10 protein-coding genes are annotated in these 17816 nt (G+C 56.9%); 4 read left to right on the forward strand and 6 right to left on the reverse strand.

Annotation, left to right across the window (positions count from 1 at the left end; translation table 11 throughout):
* The first annotated feature begins 304 nt into the window (after window positions 1–304).
* From SADFL11_RS04140 to SADFL11_RS04155, 4 genes are all read left to right on the forward strand, one after another.
* Window positions 305–1027 (forward strand): glycerophosphodiester phosphodiesterase, encoded by a 723-nt coding sequence (locus SADFL11_RS04140; protein WP_008189216.1) that lies wholly within the window; start codon window positions 305–307, stop codon window positions 1025–1027.
* Window positions 1028–1077: 50 nt separating this feature from the next.
* Complete coding sequence (locus tag SADFL11_RS04145; RefSeq protein WP_008195640.1) at window positions 1078–2241, forward strand: MFS transporter; 1164 nt, start codon at window positions 1078–1080, stop codon at window positions 2239–2241.
* Between the two features lie 321 nt (window positions 2242–2562).
* Window positions 2563–3915 carry a FecR domain-containing protein gene (locus tag SADFL11_RS04150; protein WP_081450463.1) on the forward strand — a complete coding sequence of 451 codons (1353 nt, stop codon included), beginning with the start codon at window positions 2563–2565 and terminating at the stop codon, window positions 3913–3915.
* 120 nt (window positions 3916–4035) lie between these two features.
* Window positions 4036–6813: an EAL domain-containing protein gene (locus SADFL11_RS04155; RefSeq protein ID WP_209002725.1), complete on the forward strand. Its 2778-nt coding sequence runs from the start codon at window positions 4036–4038 to the stop codon at window positions 6811–6813.
* Between the two features lie 5 nt (window positions 6814–6818).
* Here the strand turns inward: SADFL11_RS04155 and SADFL11_RS04160 are convergent, their stop codons facing one another.
* From SADFL11_RS04160 to SADFL11_RS04185, 6 genes are all read right to left on the reverse strand, one after another.
* A complete protein-coding gene (locus SADFL11_RS04160) occupies window positions 6819–8276 on the reverse strand; it encodes an NAD-dependent succinate-semialdehyde dehydrogenase (RefSeq protein ID WP_040450661.1) in 1458 nt (485 codons plus the stop codon).
* A gap of 184 nt (window positions 8277–8460) precedes the next feature.
* Window positions 8461–8904 carry a helix-turn-helix domain-containing protein gene (locus tag SADFL11_RS04165; protein ID WP_008193334.1) on the reverse strand — a complete coding sequence of 148 codons (444 nt, stop codon included), beginning with the start codon at window positions 8902–8904 and terminating at the stop codon, window positions 8461–8463.
* 160 nt (window positions 8905–9064) lie between these two features.
* The gene (locus SADFL11_RS04170) at window positions 9065–13408 is read right to left on the reverse strand and encodes a translocation/assembly module TamB domain-containing protein (RefSeq protein ID WP_008189101.1); all 4344 of its coding nucleotides are present in this window, start codon (window positions 13406–13408) and stop codon (window positions 9065–9067) included.
* A 5-nt stretch (window positions 13409–13413) separates the two neighbouring features.
* Entirely contained in the window at window positions 13414–15399 is a 1986-nt protein-coding gene (locus tag SADFL11_RS04175; RefSeq protein ID WP_008196987.1) for an autotransporter assembly complex protein TamA, read from the reverse strand.
* A 190-nt stretch (window positions 15400–15589) separates the two neighbouring features.
* The gene (gene folD, locus SADFL11_RS04180; protein WP_008195602.1) at window positions 15590–16501 is read right to left on the reverse strand and encodes a bifunctional methylenetetrahydrofolate dehydrogenase/methenyltetrahydrofolate cyclohydrolase FolD; all 912 of its coding nucleotides are present in this window, start codon (window positions 16499–16501) and stop codon (window positions 15590–15592) included.
* 133 nt (window positions 16502–16634) lie between these two features.
* Entirely contained in the window at window positions 16635–17804 is a 1170-nt protein-coding gene (locus tag SADFL11_RS04185) for an AGE family epimerase/isomerase (protein WP_008196885.1), read from the reverse strand.
* Between the last annotated feature and the right edge of the window lie 12 nt (window positions 17805–17816).

Raw genomic sequence — 17816 nt, forward strand, 5'->3', positions numbered from 1 at the left:
TTGACTGACTGTTCATTCAAGGTGAACAATTTGTCATAATGTCGCCGGATGGTTCGGGAAAACGACTCGTCGAATTATCGAGAAGACTGGAAGTTTCTGTGAGATCCACAACTGCGCTCGGCAACAGTTAATAGTGACCAAAGCGGCCGCTTTTGACCTTGAAACAATCTATGGTTTGATGAACGTGATATGTGTCATGAAGGCATCAAAGTCTTCAGGCATTCCTTTCGTGTCTCGGTCGCTCGAGATTCGTTTCCCTTCAACATCGCTGGTGCTTTGACCCCGAACCTTCTGGAGCATATCCGTGAACCGTGCAGCTATTGTTTGCCATCGTGGCCTCAGCCTCAAAGCCCCGGAAAACACACTGGCGTCTCTGGAAAAAGCGATTGAAGCAGGCGCGGAAGTGGTTGAGCTCGATGTCCGTCCATCACGCGACGGTGTCCTCTACGTCTTTCACGATGACACGCTGGATAGAACCACGAACGGCTCGGGCCGGTTTGCCGACAAGCTCTCATCCGAGATCGACCGTTTGGATGCAGGCACTTGGTTTTCAAAAAAGTTTTCCGGCGAACGTGTGCCGCGGTTTGAGGCATTCCTGAAGGCGTGCCGGGACCGGATTGCGGTTTATGCTGAGATCAAAGAAGGAGATCCGGCGAAGGTCAGAGACATGCTCCAGGCCAATGGTCTCCTTGAAACAGCCTGGACGTTTTCCTTTGATCAAGCCATTCGCGCCGAGGCACGGGCCCGTGTTCCTGATCTCCGGCTCATGGTCTTGTTTGATCATGTGGGCTCGGTGGAAAGGGCGGTCGCGCAAGGCGCGGCAATTTTGGAGTTTCAAGCGCACAACCTCGACCCTGATCTTGCCGCTTCAGCAAGGGATGCAGGGCTCATCACACAGCTCTTTTATGACGGTGATGATCGCGACGTGTTCGAATTGGCGGTCAAGTGCGGCATCCAGCAGATGAACATTGACCATGTCGACGTTTTCCGCTCTGTTGAAAGCGAAATTCTGACCCCGGCGACCTAGGATTTTGGATCGCAAGCCGGGCCCTGCAAAACACAAAAGGACTGCGACCGGTGACGGGTCATGATGCTGCCTTGAGCCTCAACCGGTTCGAAACGCGGCTTGCAACACGGCTGGTGTTTTTCATTGGCGGACTGACCATGGGAGCCTGGTCACCGCTGATCCCGTTCGCACAACAAAGGCTTGGCGTTGATGATGCCGGCCTTGGCCTTTTGCTATTGTGCCTTGGCATCGGCTCGGTTCTTTTCATGCCGCTTGCCGGACCGTTATGCGCAGCATTCGGAAGCCGGCGTGTGATTGTCGGGTCCGGGATCGGTTTGATTGCCGGATTTCCGGCTCTTGGGTATTCAGAGACGATCCCGCTCATGGCCATCGCGGTTTTTCTGTTCGGGAGCTTCCTCGGTGTCATGGAAGTCGGCATGAACTCTCATGCGGTAGATGTTGAAAGCGGATCGGACAAACCGCTGATGTCGGGGTTCCATGCCCAGTTCAGCATTGGGGGATTTGCCGGGGCTGGGGGCGTCACGCTTTTCCTGACGCTCGGCCTGTCACCGTTCGCATCTGCTGGCCTGATTGCGCTTTCAAGCCTCCTGCTTCTGATTGTAGCGGCCCCCCGGCTGCTCCCTAATCGCACGGGCGGTTCTTCAACGGGCGGGGCTTTCCCGAAAGGCGTTGTTCTGCTTCTGGCACTCCTCATCGCCATCACGTTTTTGACCGAAGGAGCTGTTCTGGACTGGAGCGCTGCGCTGATCACAGATCAGGGGCTGGTGGACATTGCCCAGGGCGGTATTGGCTTCATGTGTTTTTCAATCACGATGACGATCGGTCGTTTGCTGGGCGACCGGGTGGTTGCCAGGTTCGGCCCGAAAAATATCCTGCTTTGGGGCGGAGTGATCACCATTGCCGGTATTCTGCTCGTTGCAACGGCGAGCAACCTGGCTGTGTCGCTGATCGGATTTGCGGCAATCGGGGTCGGGGTCTGCAATATTGTCCCGGTGCTCTTCAGCTTGACAGGGCGGCAAAAGGTTATGCCGCAAGGCGCCGCGATTGCAGCGGTCGCAACAGCCGGGTATGGCGGAATATTATTGGGGCCTGCGGTGATCGGTTTCGTTGCGGACGGGATCGGCTTGCCCGTGACGTTCGCCGGGCTTTCTCTGCTTATGGTAATCGTAGCGTTAAGTGCTGGCGTGGCCGTTCAAGGTTCACAGGCTGAATAAAACTGTTGTTTTGATTGTCGTTAGACAGCATCGAAGCCGGGATTTGCCTGTCTTATCAATTCCTCAACGCAGGTGACCGTCAGTTGGAAATAGTTGCGATAGTCTTGGCCCTTATCGCTGTGGTAGTATGAGTATGTCATCGGGGTTCAACTTATGTTCCGCGCCCTGTTTGCTGGACTTCACCTAACGTTAAAATTGTCAATGTTATAAGGTGCTTCAATAATCATCTAAAATACGGTGTCTGGCGTGGTTTCCATTCGGTCAATAGACGTGTCTACGGTGTTTTATAAGCGCCTTGCTAACAAGACGTCTGGCAGACCGATGGGCCTCAGCGTATTCGCATTTCTTTTTAGCGCATTTGCAGTCCTGTCAACCGTCTCTGAAGCGCGCGCTGAGTGGGTCGTCAAGCGGGTGTCCGGTGTCGTCTATTTTGTGGCGCCCGAGGTCAAAGCGTTCCGCGTTCAACGCGGTATGGTGTTTCAACCCGGTTACACCATGGCAACGCGTTCCGGCGCACGGGCACTGGTCGCGCGCGGCGCAGAGACCATCTCGGTTGGCCCGAACGCCAAGTTTGCTCTTTCAAAGTACCGGAGCAATAACCGAAAGACCACGTTGCTTCAGCGCTCAGGCCGCCTGACCGTCGATGTTCAAAAGCGCGGGCGTCCGCATTTTACCGTTGAAACCCCTTTTCTCGCCGCTGTTGTCAAGGGAACGCGGTTTGGTGTTTCCGTGAACAGCCGCGAAGCGCGGGTCTCTGTTGAACGTGGCCTTGTCGAGGTCTCCGATCTGGCGACGGGGCAAACCGCATCGCTTGGGCCGGGGCAGAGCGCGTCAAGTGCGCCCGGCAGCCGGTCGGGCTTGTCGGTGTCCGGTGTGAATGCGCCCGCAGTGTCACCGGGCGCTGCAAGGGCTCCAGCTTTCGCCACTCCGTCAATCGGAAATGTTCCGAGCCCGTCTACGAGCACCACCAATCAAGGCGTTTCGGGAGGCTCGACAAACAGTCAGGGACAGAATGCTGGTGGCAACTCGGGAGGAACCGGGAACAGTGGCGCGGGCAGTTCCTCCGGGAGCGGCGAATCTGCTGGTAATAATGGAAGTGGCAACGGGAACGGCAACGGCAATTCCAGCAACAACGGAAATGGCAACGGCATTTCCGGGAACAACGGGAATGGCAACGGCAATTCCGGCAACAACGGGAACGGCAACGGCAATTCCGGCAACAACGGGAACGGCAACGGCAATTCCGGCAACAACGGGAATGGCAACGGCAATTCCGGTAACAACGGGAATGGCAACGGCAATTCCGGTAACAACGGGAATGGCAGCGGCAATTCCGGTAACAACGGAAATGGCAATGGCAATTCCGGCAACAACGGAAATGGCAACGGCAATTCCGGCAACAACGGAAATGGCAACGGCAATTCCGGCAACAACGGGAATGGCAACGGCAATTCCGGCAACAACGGGAATGGCAACGGCAATTCCGGCAACAACGGGAATGGCAACGGCAATTCCGGTAACAACGGAAATGGCAACGGCAATTCCGGTAACAACGGAAATGGCAACGGCAATTCCGGCAACAACGGGAACGGCAACGGCAATTCCGGTAACAACGGTAACGGTAACGGTAACGGTAACGGTAACGGCGGAGCTGATACAGGCGGTCGTTTGTAACTCAATCGTTGTTTGCGTGTTCAAGTTATCGGTTGGGGAGCCGAAACTTGATGCCAAAGCGTCCTTAGGGGTGCAAATCGTAGTGTATCGAGCAATTAGAGGTGGGATTGGGCGGGCAAAGTGCGATTAGGAGCAATTTCGGCTGACTTAAAGAGATTTCTTGCAGCGATCGTGTTTGCAAGCCTGATGGGGGCAGGTCTTTTGGCGCTGCAAGCGGTCCGCGTTACGGACGGGCTTGACCGGATGCTATGGGAACACAGGTTCACGGCCTCCGAGCGTCCGGTCACCGGAGAATTGCTATTTGTCGATATTGACGCAAGGTCGCTCGAGCAACTGGGTGTATGGCCAATACCGCGCCGCACCTACGCCGATCTGATCGATAACCTTTCCGAAGCCGGTGCCAGCGATATCGTTTTCGATATTGATTTCAGTTCAGCCTCTACACCAGAAGATGATGCAATTTTTGCAGCATCTATGGAACGTGCAGGAAATGTCAGCCTGGCAGCGTTCCGCCAAGCGGCAACTGGGGCCGAAGACGAATCCGAAGAGATTCTCAACCAGCCTATTGAAGAATTTTTGAAGTTCGCTTGGCCTGTCGTTGTGATGGTTCCGGTAGAGGCTGATAGCCGGATCTGGCGAAACATCTACGGATTTGAACTGAATGGGGTCGAGGAGTTATCCGCAGCTTCCTATCTCGGTGGTCATACCGGTGCAACCTCGGGAGCCTTCTGGCTGGATTACAGCATAGCCATTGATCAAATGCCCCGGGTATCCATGATCGATGTGCTAGAAGGAGACGTCGCCAATACGACCCTCTTTGGGAAAAAGGTCATCATCGGAGCAAGCGCTCAGGAACTGCGGGATCTCTTCCCAACACCCGTCTACGGCATCCTTCCTGGCGCGATGATTCAGGCACTTGGCGCTGAAACGCTCATGCAGGACCGGGCGTTGATTATCCGTGGCGCAATGCCTGCTGTTTTATCGGTTCTTCTTCTGTTTGTGCTGCTCGCAACAACGAAAAGAACAGGCCTCAGCACTAAACTGGCCGTGCTGGTCGGCTTCATGGTGCTCTTGGAGCTTGGCGGGTATTTTGCCCTTCAAGAACGTCCCGTTCTGATATCAACGGCCTCCGCGCAAGTGTTGCTGGTAGCCTCCGCGATTGTCATCATTTTTCAGGAACTCGGCCTTAGAAAACTGATCTCTCAGCTCTACCAGATAAGTCAGCGAAACACGGTCCGCATGCTGGGACAGGTTTTTGACGATAGTTTCGATGCCATTATGGTGATTGACCGGTCGGAGAAGATTACGGCATCGAGTGAAGTCGCGCGAAAGCTCTTTGGTTTGAAGGCCATTCCGAATGCATCTGGCCGCGAGGTTTTGCCAACTGAACTGGTGGATGACGCCGTTGCAGTGCTATCCGAAACAACAAAGGGCAAACCTGAACCCAAACTCCTCAAGATGAACGGGGAAGACGGATTACTGCGCGTTATTGAGTATGTGGTAACGCGCTCCGAAAAAACTGTGACCAGCAAAAAAGGGAAACACGCACGGGAAAATGAGGCGCTTGCGTGTCTGACCTGCCGGGATATCACCGAGGAATACGAAGCCAATAAAAGGCTGGCTTATCTTGCGAGGTTCGATCCTGTCACGGGACTGTTCAACCGGAATGGCTTTGAAGACGAGGTGCCGGAAACCGTCGAAAGTACCGGATTTGATGGGCAAATCCTGTGTCTTGTTCAGTTCTCGATTTCCAACCTTGACCAGATCATCGCCTCACTGGGTTTTTCCTACGGGGATTTATTGCGAAAAGCGATTGCGGACCGCGTGACCCAGCATTTCGGGACGGAGGTGACCTGGGCTGCGCTCACGGCCGATGTATTTGCTGCAGCCTATATTTCCGAAGAAGGGGAGGTCTGCGCTGAACGGTTCCTGGAGACGGTGCAACAAGTCGTTGGCAAAGATTATATGATCGAGGGATCCCGGATCTCTGTCCGGCTGGATTTCGGGTATATCGTCGACCACTACGCGTCCGAAATAGACGAGCTACTGAAAAAGTCCGGCAACGCGCTGGCCTTGTCGCGAAGAAGTGCTCAGCTGGCCTGCGTGGCTTTCCGCCCGGAAATGAATGACACGTTGCAGCGGCGCCGGAGCCTGGAAACCGAGCTCTTCAAGTCGATTTCACGGAACGAACTCCGGATGGTTTACCAGCCGCTGATTGATCTGCGGAGCCGGGAAATCATTGGCGTGGAAGCCCTGCTGCGTTGGCGGCACGGAGAATTGGGTGAAATCTCACCCGTGGAATTCATTCCGATATCCGAAGAAAACGGATTTATCGTCGAATTGGGAGCCTGGACCTTGCACCGGTCAATGGAAGAGGTCGGTCAATGGGACAGCAACATCAATCTTTCGGTCAATGTGTCCGCCCTCCAGTTTTCGCGGGGCGATATTGTCGCCACCGTTGAGGATGCGCTCAAGGCCACGAAATTTCCGGCGAAACGGTTCGATCTGGAAATTACAGAATCGCTGTTTATCGACGAGACCATTGATGTCCGGTCCAGCATGCAAGAGCTCGCCGAGCTAGGGTGTTGCTTCTCTCTGGATGATTTTGGCACCGGATATTCGTCGCTGGCCTATCTCCAGAACTATCCATTTTCCAAGATCAAGCTGGACCGGATGTTTATATCGAAGGTGACAACCAACAAGAAGGACGTCGCCCTCATTGAAGCTGTCCTGCATATGGCGAAGGCCTTTGGCATGGAAACAGTCATGGAGGGCATTGAAACCGAGGAACAGACGGAAACGCTCCTCGGTCTCGGGTGCCGTGTTGGACAAGGCTATCTCTTCGGGCGCCCAATGAGCGCTGCGGACCTTGCGCAACTTCTACGCAGGTCCGCGTAACCGCTTTAGAGGCCGAGGCCGCCGAGACAGCTGTATTTGATGTTCAGATAGTCATCGAGGCCGTATTTGGAGCCTTCATTGCCGATGCCGCTGTCCTTGACGCCGCCGAAGGGCGCGACTTCCGTCGTGATAACGCCTTCGTTTATGCCGACAAGGCCGTATTGCAGGGCTTCCATGACGCGGAAGGTCCGGCCGAGATCCTGGGTGTAGAAATAGCAGGCCAAGCCGTATTCGGTGTCGTTTGCCCGGTTGATCGCGTCTTCTTCGGTCTCGAACTTGAAGAGCGCTGCCAAGGGGCCAAATGTCTCTTCGTTCGCGACTTTCATGTCTGCGGTTGCTCCGACAATCAGTGTTGGCTCATAGAACGTGCCCGGACCGTCGCTGCGCTTGCCGCCTGAGATCAGCTCACCGCCTTTAGCAAGGGCATCGGCCACATGGTCGGCCACTTTCTCAAGAGCAGCCTCGTTGATCAGCGGACCTTGTGTGCTGCCGTCTTCCAGACCGTTGCCCGGCTTGAGTTGTACGGCAATCGCGTCCTTCAGCTTTGCTGCAAAGGCATCGTAAACACCGGTTTGCACATAGATCCGGTTAGCGCAGACGCAGGTTTGACCTGAGTTGCGGAACTTTGAGGCGATTGCACCCTCAACGGCTTTGTCCAGATCCGCATCGTCGAACACGATGAAAGGCGCATTGCCGCCAAGCTCCATGGAGATCTTCTTCATGTTCTTGCCGGCGTTTCCGGCCAGCAGTTTGCCGACGCGTGTCGAGCCGGTAAAGGTGATCTTCCTCAGGAGCGGGTTTTCACACATTTCTTCGCCGATTGCCGGAGCGTCTCCGGTGACGATGTTCACTACACCGGCCGGAATACCGGCTTTTTCTGCAAGAATACCGTAAATCAGAGCAGAGTAGGGTGTGAATTCAGCCGGTTTCATCACCATGGTGCAGCCAGCTGCAAGGGCAGCACCGAGTTTGCGGGCAATCATGGAGTTCGGGAAGTTCCATGGTGTGATCGCGCCGACAACACCGACAGGCTCCTTGGTGACCAGGATGCGACGGTCCGGCCACGGAGACGGGATTGTGTCGCCATAGACCCGTTTGCCTTCTTCGGCAAAGAACCGGATGTACTTCACACCAAGAGCGATTTCGCCTTTGGCCTCGGCGAGCGGTTTGCCCATTTCGGTGGTGAGCAGTACGGCCAAGTCATCGATCACTGCCATGATCTCATCGCAGAGCTTGTGCATGAGCGTGGCGCGGGCTTCTGCGGTCAAGGCCTTCCAGGCTGGCAAGGCCTTGTGAGCCGCATCGATGGCGCGTTTTGTCTCTTCCCGGCCGCAGACCGGAATGGTGCCTATCACATCTCCGGTCGCCGGATTGGTCACTTCCATTGTTTGGCCGCTGTCGGCATCCACCCAGGACCCGTCGATGTAGACTTGCTGTTTCAAGAGCGCCGGATTGAGAGACATAGAGAACTCCGTGACATAGGGGCAGGAACCGATCGATTGCCGGTCTGAGTTTTTCAAGTGATAGGCGGATCACCAAGGGTCTGGCAAGGCCAAACGCAATTGCAACCGTACACCGCCCAAATCCGGCGTGGCCGTGTCTCGGCGGTGAATGAAGAAGCGGTGATCAGATTGGGATTGCGCCGGATCAGCTTCCGCCAAGCCGGCTTTGCAGCGTTGCGATTTCATCGGCAAGGGCCTGGGCCTGCTTCTGGATGCGATCCAGGGCAACGCGCATGCTGTCGAGATCTGCTGAGGTGTCTTCAGCAACAGGCGGTGAACCGCGCCCGACCAGAAGCCAGGTCGGGCTGACGTTCAAAATGCCCGCCAGCAGGATGAGTTTGTTGGACCGCGGTTCGGAGCGGTCGCTCTCCCAGCTTTGCAAGGTGGAAGTTTTGATGCCGAGGCGGCGCGCGAGCTGGGCGGTGGACAGTCCGGCTATGTCCCGTGCCTTGCAGATCCGTTCTCCCAGGGTGTAGTCGCTGCTGCTGTTCGACATGTAGTTGGCTCCGGAGTCCACAGGTGCGCCGATAGCCGGATAAACGGTCTGATCGTCTTCCTGCGGAACTTCAATTTTCTTTAGATTGGTCATGGGCCGGACCCTCGCACGTTGTGGCGGTGCGCCGCAACAGCAAGCCGGCGATTTGTCGGAAAAAGAAATTTGGGTGGCGGAAATCCGCGCCGGGTTCGCTAAAAATGCCGGTGATCGTTTAGCCATGTCTGACAGTTTCCACCGGCAAAAAAAGGGGCCATCAATACTCCCGTTCGAAGAATATGCCGGCTTTCGACGACCCATCCGCACCGACTTCACCGCGAACTTTCAGGCCGCGGTCGAGGTCAATGTCGACTTTTACACGGCTGGAGCCGCTGGACGCACCCTGCTCGACACCCAAGTAGATGTTGTCGTTGATATAGCGGCCGACCGAGACCGATGGTCCATCTTCTCCGGATGTGTCGATGTCGATTGCGTCAAGGCCGAGAGACTTTCGGATCTGGGCAAGCGGCCCGCTGTCACTGCCGCCGGTCAGGGTCGCAACGGCCGCTCCAAGCTGGGCAATTTGAGTGGCAGACAGGTTGCCGACAGATTTGCCGAACAATAGAAGTGCCAGGACTTCATCCTGTGGCAGTTCCGGGGAAGATGTGAAGGCGATCTGCGGATCATCCGCTTCGCCTGTGACCGTGATTGTAATGGTGGTGTCACTGACGGTCGTGGTCGCAACAAACTCCAGAAATGGTGTGAGGCTGCCTTCAAATGTAGCACGGCCCGTGGAGAACGTCAGACGGCGGGTCAGGATGTCCAGCACGCCGCGGCGCAAGGCGAACGCGCCGATGGCTTGGGGATCGGCGGTAGTGCCAACAATCTTCAAGTTGCCCTGAAGTTCCGCATCAAGGCCGCGGCCGCGAATGAAGATACGGCCAGGGGCCGATACCAGAACATCAAGGCGTGGAGGGTTGCTGCGTTGTTCGGTTTGCCGCCCGCTGTCGCCGCCGCCGAGCTCTACAGCCTGGCGCCGGACGGCAGCAGACGCATTCAGGTGGCGGACATCAACCGGGGGGATCGCCCCGGGAAGCGACTCTGGAATGGAGACATCTGCCTTGTTGATGGTCACTGTGCCGCCGATCAGCGGCGATCCGGAGGCCGAGGCGAGGGGACCGGTGACAGAAATGCTGGCATCGACTTCTGCGTTGACAAGACCTGGATCAATGTAGCGCGCCTTGTCGAGGGAAAGGTTGAGATTAGCTGGCGACCCGTCTTTCATTCCGACGGTACCGGATGCCGACAAAGATCCTCCGGTTGCAAGATCACCGGCAATGCCATTGAGCGAGGCTTGATCCTGGGTGACATTCGCCGAACCGCGAATGTTTTGCACCGTAAGACCAGTTGAAAGACTGGTTACCTTGAGGCCGGATGGTGCCGCGGTGAGATTATACGCTGGAGATTGCGCACTGCCACCGATGGATCCGTTCAAATTTATTCCACCTTCGGCGCGGATGCCCGCCTCCAGCAGTGGCCGTCTCAAGGCCGCTGTCGGAATGGTCCCATCTAATGTGATGGAGAGTGGCTGAGGCGCAGTTAGCCCGACGGTGCCGTTGGCGCTGATAGACAGTCCGTTGGCATCGGACACCTTGGTGGTTTGAGATATCTGATTGTTTTTCAGAGTACCGTTTGAGTTTAGCGCCAGAGCCGAGAGCCCATTGTCCCGCAAGGGAGATGCTGTAAGGCCGCTGCCGGACAGCGCCCAGTCAACTTCCGGGGCTGATGTGCTGCCTTTTGCATTTACCGTTCCGGTCAAAGTGCCGCCGATGCCGAGCGACGACACAAAAGCGTTCGCCAGTGAAAGGGGCACTGCGTTGAGATCGGCTTGCAGACCCAGAGCCTCGCCGGCAGATCCCGAGATCGACAAAGACCCTTGACCGAGCGCAAGTTCCAGCGGGGTGATGTCGGCTGTCCCATCGCCATAGGTGATCGTGGCAGGCTGCTTTAACTGGCTGGCGATGCCCTGATAATTCAACGCGAGCTGATTGAGTGCGAGTGCATAACTCGTGGCAGTGGGCTGGGACAGGACAGCGGCAAGGGTAAGACCGTCTTGTGCACCATCCTCAAGCTTTACATCGGCCGTCAGAGCCGTACCGCCGCTTTGCGGTTTTGCAGTCAGGGCCACACTGCGCACTGGGGTTGCTGCCGTGATCAGATCGTTCACGACAAGATCGGCCGATACCGTTTTGGGGTCATAGGGACGCGCGATATCGGCTTTCAGTTGCAGGCTGCCGATGTTGACTGAAGGAATGTCGATTTCAGTGCCGGAGAGATCCAGCAGCAGTTTTCCAGCATCTGGATCGGCAGCAAGCGTTCCTTCAATGCGGCCGCCGAGCTCCGTCAGGGCCAAGGGGGAGATCGCTGCAAGGTTCGGCGCATCGATCTTCAAGGAACCGCTCAAAGTCTCAACCGGGTTTTCCAAGTCGGCAACGGCAAGATCACCGGAGATGGTGTTTTCCGCCACTCTAACGGCCAACGGATTGAGTTCCGCAGCGCCATCAGCGCTTTTGAGATCCAAATCAACCGAGACGGTCTGTCCGTTCAGGTCCGCGGACCCATTGACGCTGGCAGACGGCGCCGACGGATCGGCGGTCGCTTCGATATCCAGTTCCAAATTGTCGAGAGGAGTGCCGGCCAGGAGGATCTGTTTGGATTTCACATCCGCCGTGATGTCTAGCCGGTCCAGTGGGCCGGATGTTTCAGCGCTCAGGTCCAGCGCACCGCCCAACTGCGGATCCGCCAAAGCGAGATCGGGGAGGGACACGCTGATGTCGGAGGCAAGGGTACCGGACACATAGTCCGCAGATCCGGCCAGTGTCAAATTGGTGTTTGTCAGCGTCAGACCTGCAACCGAGACATCGTCAGCACCAGCAAGTTTGATGCTTCCTTTCATGTCCGTTCGGCCAGTGAGTAGCGCATCGGCTTGCGCCGTGCCTGTCTTTAGATCTTGCGCGACAGTTTGAAGATTAGCTGTTCCTTCCAGTGCTGAAGGGTCAAGGTCGAAATCCACACTTGCCGTCACAGCACCGCCAAGGTCCTGTCCTGCGAGTTGTGAAAAGCGGCTGAGATCGGACAGGGTTAGGCGGCCAGTTCCTGCAGCCTTTTCCGCGCCCAGCTCAGTCTCCGAAAGATTGAGGTTCACGAAATTTGAGGTGAGGGTGAGGGCGCTCAGATTGAGTGTTTGCGATGCGCCATTGATCGATCCGTTCGAGTTGAGCGCCAAAGCACCCGCAACAAACTGGATTTCAGTCATCAGGCCCTGCAAACCATCGGCCTTCAGAGACAGATCAAAAGGTGTGGTCAGAACTTCCGGGGTGAAATTTGCGCCACTTCCCTTTGCCGCCAGCTGGATCTGACCGCTGCGGATTTCGGTTGTTTCGAACGAGGCCAGTCCAATATCCGTTGACCAAGAGACCGACGACATGTCGCCATTTGCGGAGAGTTTGACCGTGAGTGGTCCGAAGGCAATCCGCCGGTCTCCGAGATCGAGCGCAATCAGGGAATCGCCGCCCGCGCTAACGGCCAGGTCGGCATCTGCCGACACACGGTTGTTTTCAAGCGCCCCTTGGGCTGACAAGGAAACGGTCTGTGTTTTCAAGTTAATCGCGCCGGATTGCGGCGCAAAATCCAGTGTGAAAACTGCCTTGCCGGTGGCGTTGGTGGTTCCCAGCAAAAAGGCATGCGCCTCGGGCGGCGCCAGCGGAGCGAGGTCGCCGTCTAGGTCAAAGGTCAAATGGCGGCTCGCCGTAGTTTCGGCAAGCTTGGCCGTGCCAGAGACCGTCTGGCGTTCATCAAGAGCGATGCTGAGATCCGCGGCCCATTCGTTGAGCGGACCACTGCCGGTCAGCTCAAGGCCGAGGGCCGGAAGATCTGGAACATCAAGCAAACGGGCTGCCAAACCACCGCGCGGTTCGGACACCTTGATGTCGAAGGCGAGGGTTTCTTCGGAGGGTGCAAACTCTGCTTTTGCGGTGAGGTGCGCGTCTATACCGTCGATCCGCCGGACGTCCAGATTGGCCGAAAAGATAGCCGGATCCATTGCAGCGTTGCCTGAGCCGGTCAATGCCAGCGCGATCGGAGTCCCGAGAAGCGGTTCGCCGAGATTGATCTCCGGAATGGTCAGCGACCCGAGCTCAACATCAAGAGGAAGCGAGAAAGATGATCCCGTTTCATCGGCGCTTTCGGCGGGCTGCGTCTCGTCCGAAGCCGCGGGAAGCCGGTTCAGGTCGAACCGGGACGCTGAGATGTCATTGACTTGCAGCGTGCCGGAGATGAGCTGAAGAGGTGACCATGAAACGCTTAAATCATCCGCTTCGAGCCAGGTGCCCAAGTCATCGCCGAGCGCAATGCGTTTGGCCGAAAGATCGAGGTCAAACCCAAGGTAAAGATCTTCAACAGAGATGGTTTGGGAGGGGGAGGACGCAAGATCGCTCACCATGTTGGACACGAGTGTTCGTCCTGCCGGGAATTGCAGGATCGCGATCGCGACAACTGGAATTGCGACCGCCAGTGCGACCAGCAGTCCAATGATCCTCAGGGCTAGATTTACAAAACGCATCGGCGTTAGAAGGCCTGGCTTAGTCCAACATAAAGGGCAAAACTCGGGTCATCCTGTTCCGGATCGAGCGGGACAGCCGCATCGACTCGCAGGGGACCTATTGGCGTAAAGTAACGCAGTCCGGCGCCCACGCCTATCTTCAGACCGTCAGAAAAATCAGGAATGGTATCTTCATAAGCATTGCCCGCATCGACAAAGCCGACGACCCCGATCGTCTCGGTGATCCTGACGCGGACTTCGCCCGACATTTCGATAAGCGAGCGCCCGCCAACGACTTCACCATTTAACCGCGGACCAACGTTCCGGTAGGCATAGCCGCGGATTGACCCGCCGCCGCCTGCAATGAGACGGCGGTTCGCTGGCACGGCCGACACAGACGGTGCGATGATGGATCCAGCAGAAAGCTTGCCGGCGAGAATAAAACGTTTTGCTTCATCAAGGGCATAGTAGGTTGAAACGGTCCCTTTAAGAAAACCCATCCCGTTGCGGTTCTTGGCGTCATAGGCCGGTTCACCAAAGAGGGCGGCAAACACACCCTTTGACGGGTTGAGCTTGTCGTCCCGGTTGTCGAAGGTCAGATCTGCCGGAAGCCCGACCAGAAGGTACTGGTTGTCACCAAAAGCGTCTTCCTCGTCGGCATACTGGATTTCAAAGCCGGCCCGGCCCTTGACCTGATCGCTGAACTCCCGGCTCAGGAATGCGTCATAGGTCAGCGTTCGGCTGATGTAGGCATCCGGGTTTTCTTGCTTGGCTTCAAGGCTTGTCGTGAAGCTGGTGAGAGGGCCGAAAACACCGGGTTTTTCAAACGCAATGCGGGCGGAGTATTCCTGGTTGGCAATGCTCTCGGACCCGATCCGGCCAATCGAGCCTTCGACCGACAGGGTTTCCCCACCGCCAAACAAATTGCGCCGCCGCCAATAGGCTTCCGCGCTGAAGCCCTCTGTGCTTGACCAGGAGGCGCCTGCACCGATGACATGGCGTTTGCGTTCACTGACTTGGATCGTAATGGGCAATGTGCCGTCCGGCCTTGCAATGTCGCCTTCGACGAACCGGATGGAGGAAAAGATGCCAAGGTCGTTCAAGCGCTTTCGAGCGCGTGAAATGTCTTCGGGTGAATAAATACCACCTTCCGGGATCATCGCCTGCTGGACCACAAACTCCGGCTTTGTGACCTCGGTGCCGGAGACTGTTACCTTGCCGAACCTTGCCTGCGGACCGGCATCAGCGATCAGGGCGACGTCCAATCGATCGGAGCTGTGGTCCGCCGTAATCCGGCGCTCTGCGATTTTTGCTTCCGGATATCCACGTCCGCGCAACATCATGACAATGCGCCGTTCGGCACTCAGAATTTTGCCGGATCCCGCAGGCTCTCCTGGAGCAAGACCCCAAAAGGCAGGATCGGTCGAGAGTTCGCCGCCCGGGCTTTGAACAGTGACAGTCCCGAAAGTGAAGGCTGGGCCCGGGTCGACCAGGATCTTGACTTGAACAGGCCGCCCGTCCGGCAAGCCGGCACGCTCAAGGGCACTTTCTAGCGGCAGTCCATTGAGTGAAATGCTGACTGTGCCGCCGTAGCGCCCATCGGCATAAAGGCGGGCGATCAAACGTTCCCTGTCCGACAAGGAGCGGGCAATCAGCCCGGCTTCACCTGACGGCGGTTTCTTCACTTGTTGAACCAGAAGCGACGTCGAGGTCATTTCCTTTGTCAGATCAGCATCACTGCGCTCAGATACAGAGACTTCTGCTTCATAGGCAATGGGATCCGGGACGGCCGCCTCTTCTTCCTTGCCGTTTTCAAAAAACTTCCAGCCGAAGATTTCAAATGAAAGTGCAGGCTGTGGCGCCAATACGAGCGGTGCTGCAACGATGAGGGCCAGCAGTGAAGTAGTGGACAGCAAAAAGGGTGCCGCGTTCTTTATGTTAACGCGCGCATCTCTTGCGCTGGAGCGCAGGCGCCGGACATGTCCGGACGCTTGAGACGGTAGACCCTTCACTCACTGCCGCCTGTTCAGGTTTAAAGTTGGCATGACCACGCACTTTGCGTCCTTTGTCATGCCATCAACTTATCTGCAATAGCAGTCCCTACATGGCGCAGCTTAGTTGGCCATGGTTAAGAGGCTGTCAACATTGATAGACCATGGCGGCAGGCCGAATGCAAGGCGGCGGTTTGACCTTGCGGAACAGTTAAAAAAGCGGTTCGTCTTCCGGCAGGCCCATGAGCCGGCGGGCAGCGGTCAGCGTGTTGACCATCAGCATGGCAATCGTCATCGGTCCGACACCGCCAGGCACCGGCGTGATGGCGCCGGCGTGTTCTGCGGCTTCTTCAAAGGCGACATCGCCGACAAGACGGCTTTTGCCTTCACCCTTTTCCGGCGCAGGGATGCGGTTGATGCCAACATCAACCACAGTAGCCCCCGGTTTGATCCAGTCGCCCTTGACCATCTCCGGACGTCCGACTGCTGCAACGACAATATCGGCTGCGCGGACAACGTCTGGCAGAGCCTTGGTGCGGCTATGGGCGATGGTGACGGTGCAGCTTTCTTGCAGTAGCAGCGAAGCCATCGGTTTGCCGACGATGTTTGACCGGCCGACCACAACAGCGTTCTTGCCGGACAACGTGTCGCCGAGCGTACGCTTCAACAGCACAAGGCTGCCCGCAGGCGTACAGGGCACAAGCGCGCTGTCGCGTTCGCCGGCTGTCAGAAGACCGACATTGATCGGGTGAAAGCCGTCGACATCCTTTTCCGGCTTGATCAGGCGCAGAACCTTGCTTTCATCGATATGCCCTGGCAGGGGAAGCTGTACGAGGATGCCGTGAATGTCCGGGTCGTTGTTCAGCTGATCGACCATGCCGAGCACTGCGTCTTCGCTGGAGTCGGCGGGCATGGTGTGCTTGACGGAATGAAAGCCACACGCTTCGGCGGCGCGATCCTTGTTGCGGACATAGACCTGGCTTGCCGGATCTTCTCCGACAAGAATAACCGCAAGGCCGGGGCGTTTGCCGGTTTCGCTCAGAAGCTTCGCTGCGCGTTCGGTGATCTCACCTCGCACGGATTCTGCAATAGCTTTTCCGTCTATGATTTGAGCTTGTGGCATTCCGCCTCCCTTTGAACCTGAGATCGGTTTTCGAATCCTATCCGGTGCTCAGCTATAGAGCGCCCGTCGCTTCTGTAAAATGCGGAAAACGTCTTATCGTGCTCTGCATTCGCCATTCATGTTCAAGTTGCGGTTACAGCGACTTGGCGAAGGCGTTCAATTCTGAAATGGCGCAAACAATGTGATAGAGTGAACTGGCAGGTGCAGCTTCATCTTCAAACGAGCCGTCAACATGCCACTTGTCCCGGTAAAGGCCGGCTGGGACATCCTCAAAATAAGCCGTGAGCGCTGCAACGGAGAGCGAAATGTCGGCCGTATAGGCCTCGCGTTCCGCGCCAACCGATATCCCGGCCAAGGCAATGGCCGCCTTGATCCATTCCGTCTGACCCCAAAGCCGTGCGACTGGGTCGCGCACGCTAAAGTCGTCATTGATCGACATGAAGGTTGCGCCACGGCTTTCGTCAATGCCGTAGGTCCAGCCGATGTCGTAGAGCCGCCGGGCCGCGACGAGGGCATCCGCGTCGGCCCGGCTTGTGCCCCATCGGACCAGCAGCCAGGCCCATTCAAAATGGTGCCCGGGCTCCAAAATCCGTCCTTCGTCGCCAGGCAACTGGCCCCAGTGAAGATCGAAATACTCGCGCAGCCCGCCGTTCACCGGATCGATCAGTTTGGTCAGTGCCAGTTCGGCCAGCTCATCCGCCATGCCGGACCACATCGGGTCGTTGGAGACGCTTTCCCAAGCCATTGCAGCTTCAAACAGGTGCATATGAGGATTTGCGCGCAGCGGGATGCGGTCCGGATTGTCCTCCCGGAACCCGATGACTGGGTGCTTGTAGCTCTTGACCAATACCTCAACGAGTGACTTTGCATCTGCTTCGGCGCTGCTCGCGCAGGCCGGGATCTGGTCGGCCATGTGGGCCAAGGCAAAAAGCACGAATGCCTGATTATAGAGATCGAAGCGCGCATCAGTCAGGGTGTTGTCCATGGCCGCGGTGGCTGCAAAGGTCCCGCCCGGCAGCCGGTAGGTGTCCGAGAACCAGGCCCAGAGCCGGGTTGCTATGCTCTCCGACGGGCCCGTCCAGCCAAGCCGGGCCCCTTCAAGAAACGAGTAGATCTGCCGTGGAATGACACGCGCCCGGCGGTCCCCCGGCACACCTTGCTGGGTTGCAAGGTCGATGGTTTCGTAACACTCGCCTGTATCTGAATTTATGCCGCCTGCGTGCCAGGCGTGCAATGCGTCTTCCGTTAGCCAGCGGGTCAGATCGTCAGCGAGTTTTTGGACGTGCGCGGTTTCAGAGGACATGGTCACCTATCA

Source organism: Roseibium alexandrii DFL-11 (genome assembly GCF_000158095.2).
GTDB classification, from domain to species: Bacteria; Pseudomonadota; Alphaproteobacteria; order Rhizobiales; family Stappiaceae; genus Roseibium; species Roseibium alexandrii.

Bases quoted from the DNA above. Each gene is read 5' to 3' on its own strand.
- SADFL11_RS04150 (WP_081450463.1), top strand. From the start codon at position 2,563: ATGGGCCTCAGCGTATTCGCATTTCTTTTTAGCGCATTTGCAGTCCTG.
- SADFL11_RS04160 (WP_040450661.1), bottom strand. From the start codon at position 8,276: ATGTCTCTCAATCCGGCGCTCTTGAAACAGCAAGTCTACATCGACGGG.
- SADFL11_RS04165 (WP_008193334.1), bottom strand. From the start codon at position 8,904: ATGACCAATCTAAAGAAAATTGAAGTTCCGCAGGAAGACGATCAGACC.
- SADFL11_RS04170 (WP_008189101.1), bottom strand. From the start codon at position 13,408: ATGCGTTTTGTAAATCTAGCCCTGAGGATCATTGGACTGCTGGTCGCA.
- folD (WP_008195602.1), bottom strand. From the start codon at position 16,501: ATGCCACAAGCTCAAATCATAGACGGAAAAGCTATTGCAGAATCCGTG.
- SADFL11_RS04185 (WP_008196885.1), bottom strand. From the start codon at position 17,804: ATGTCCTCTGAAACCGCGCACGTCCAAAAACTCGCTGACGATCTGACC.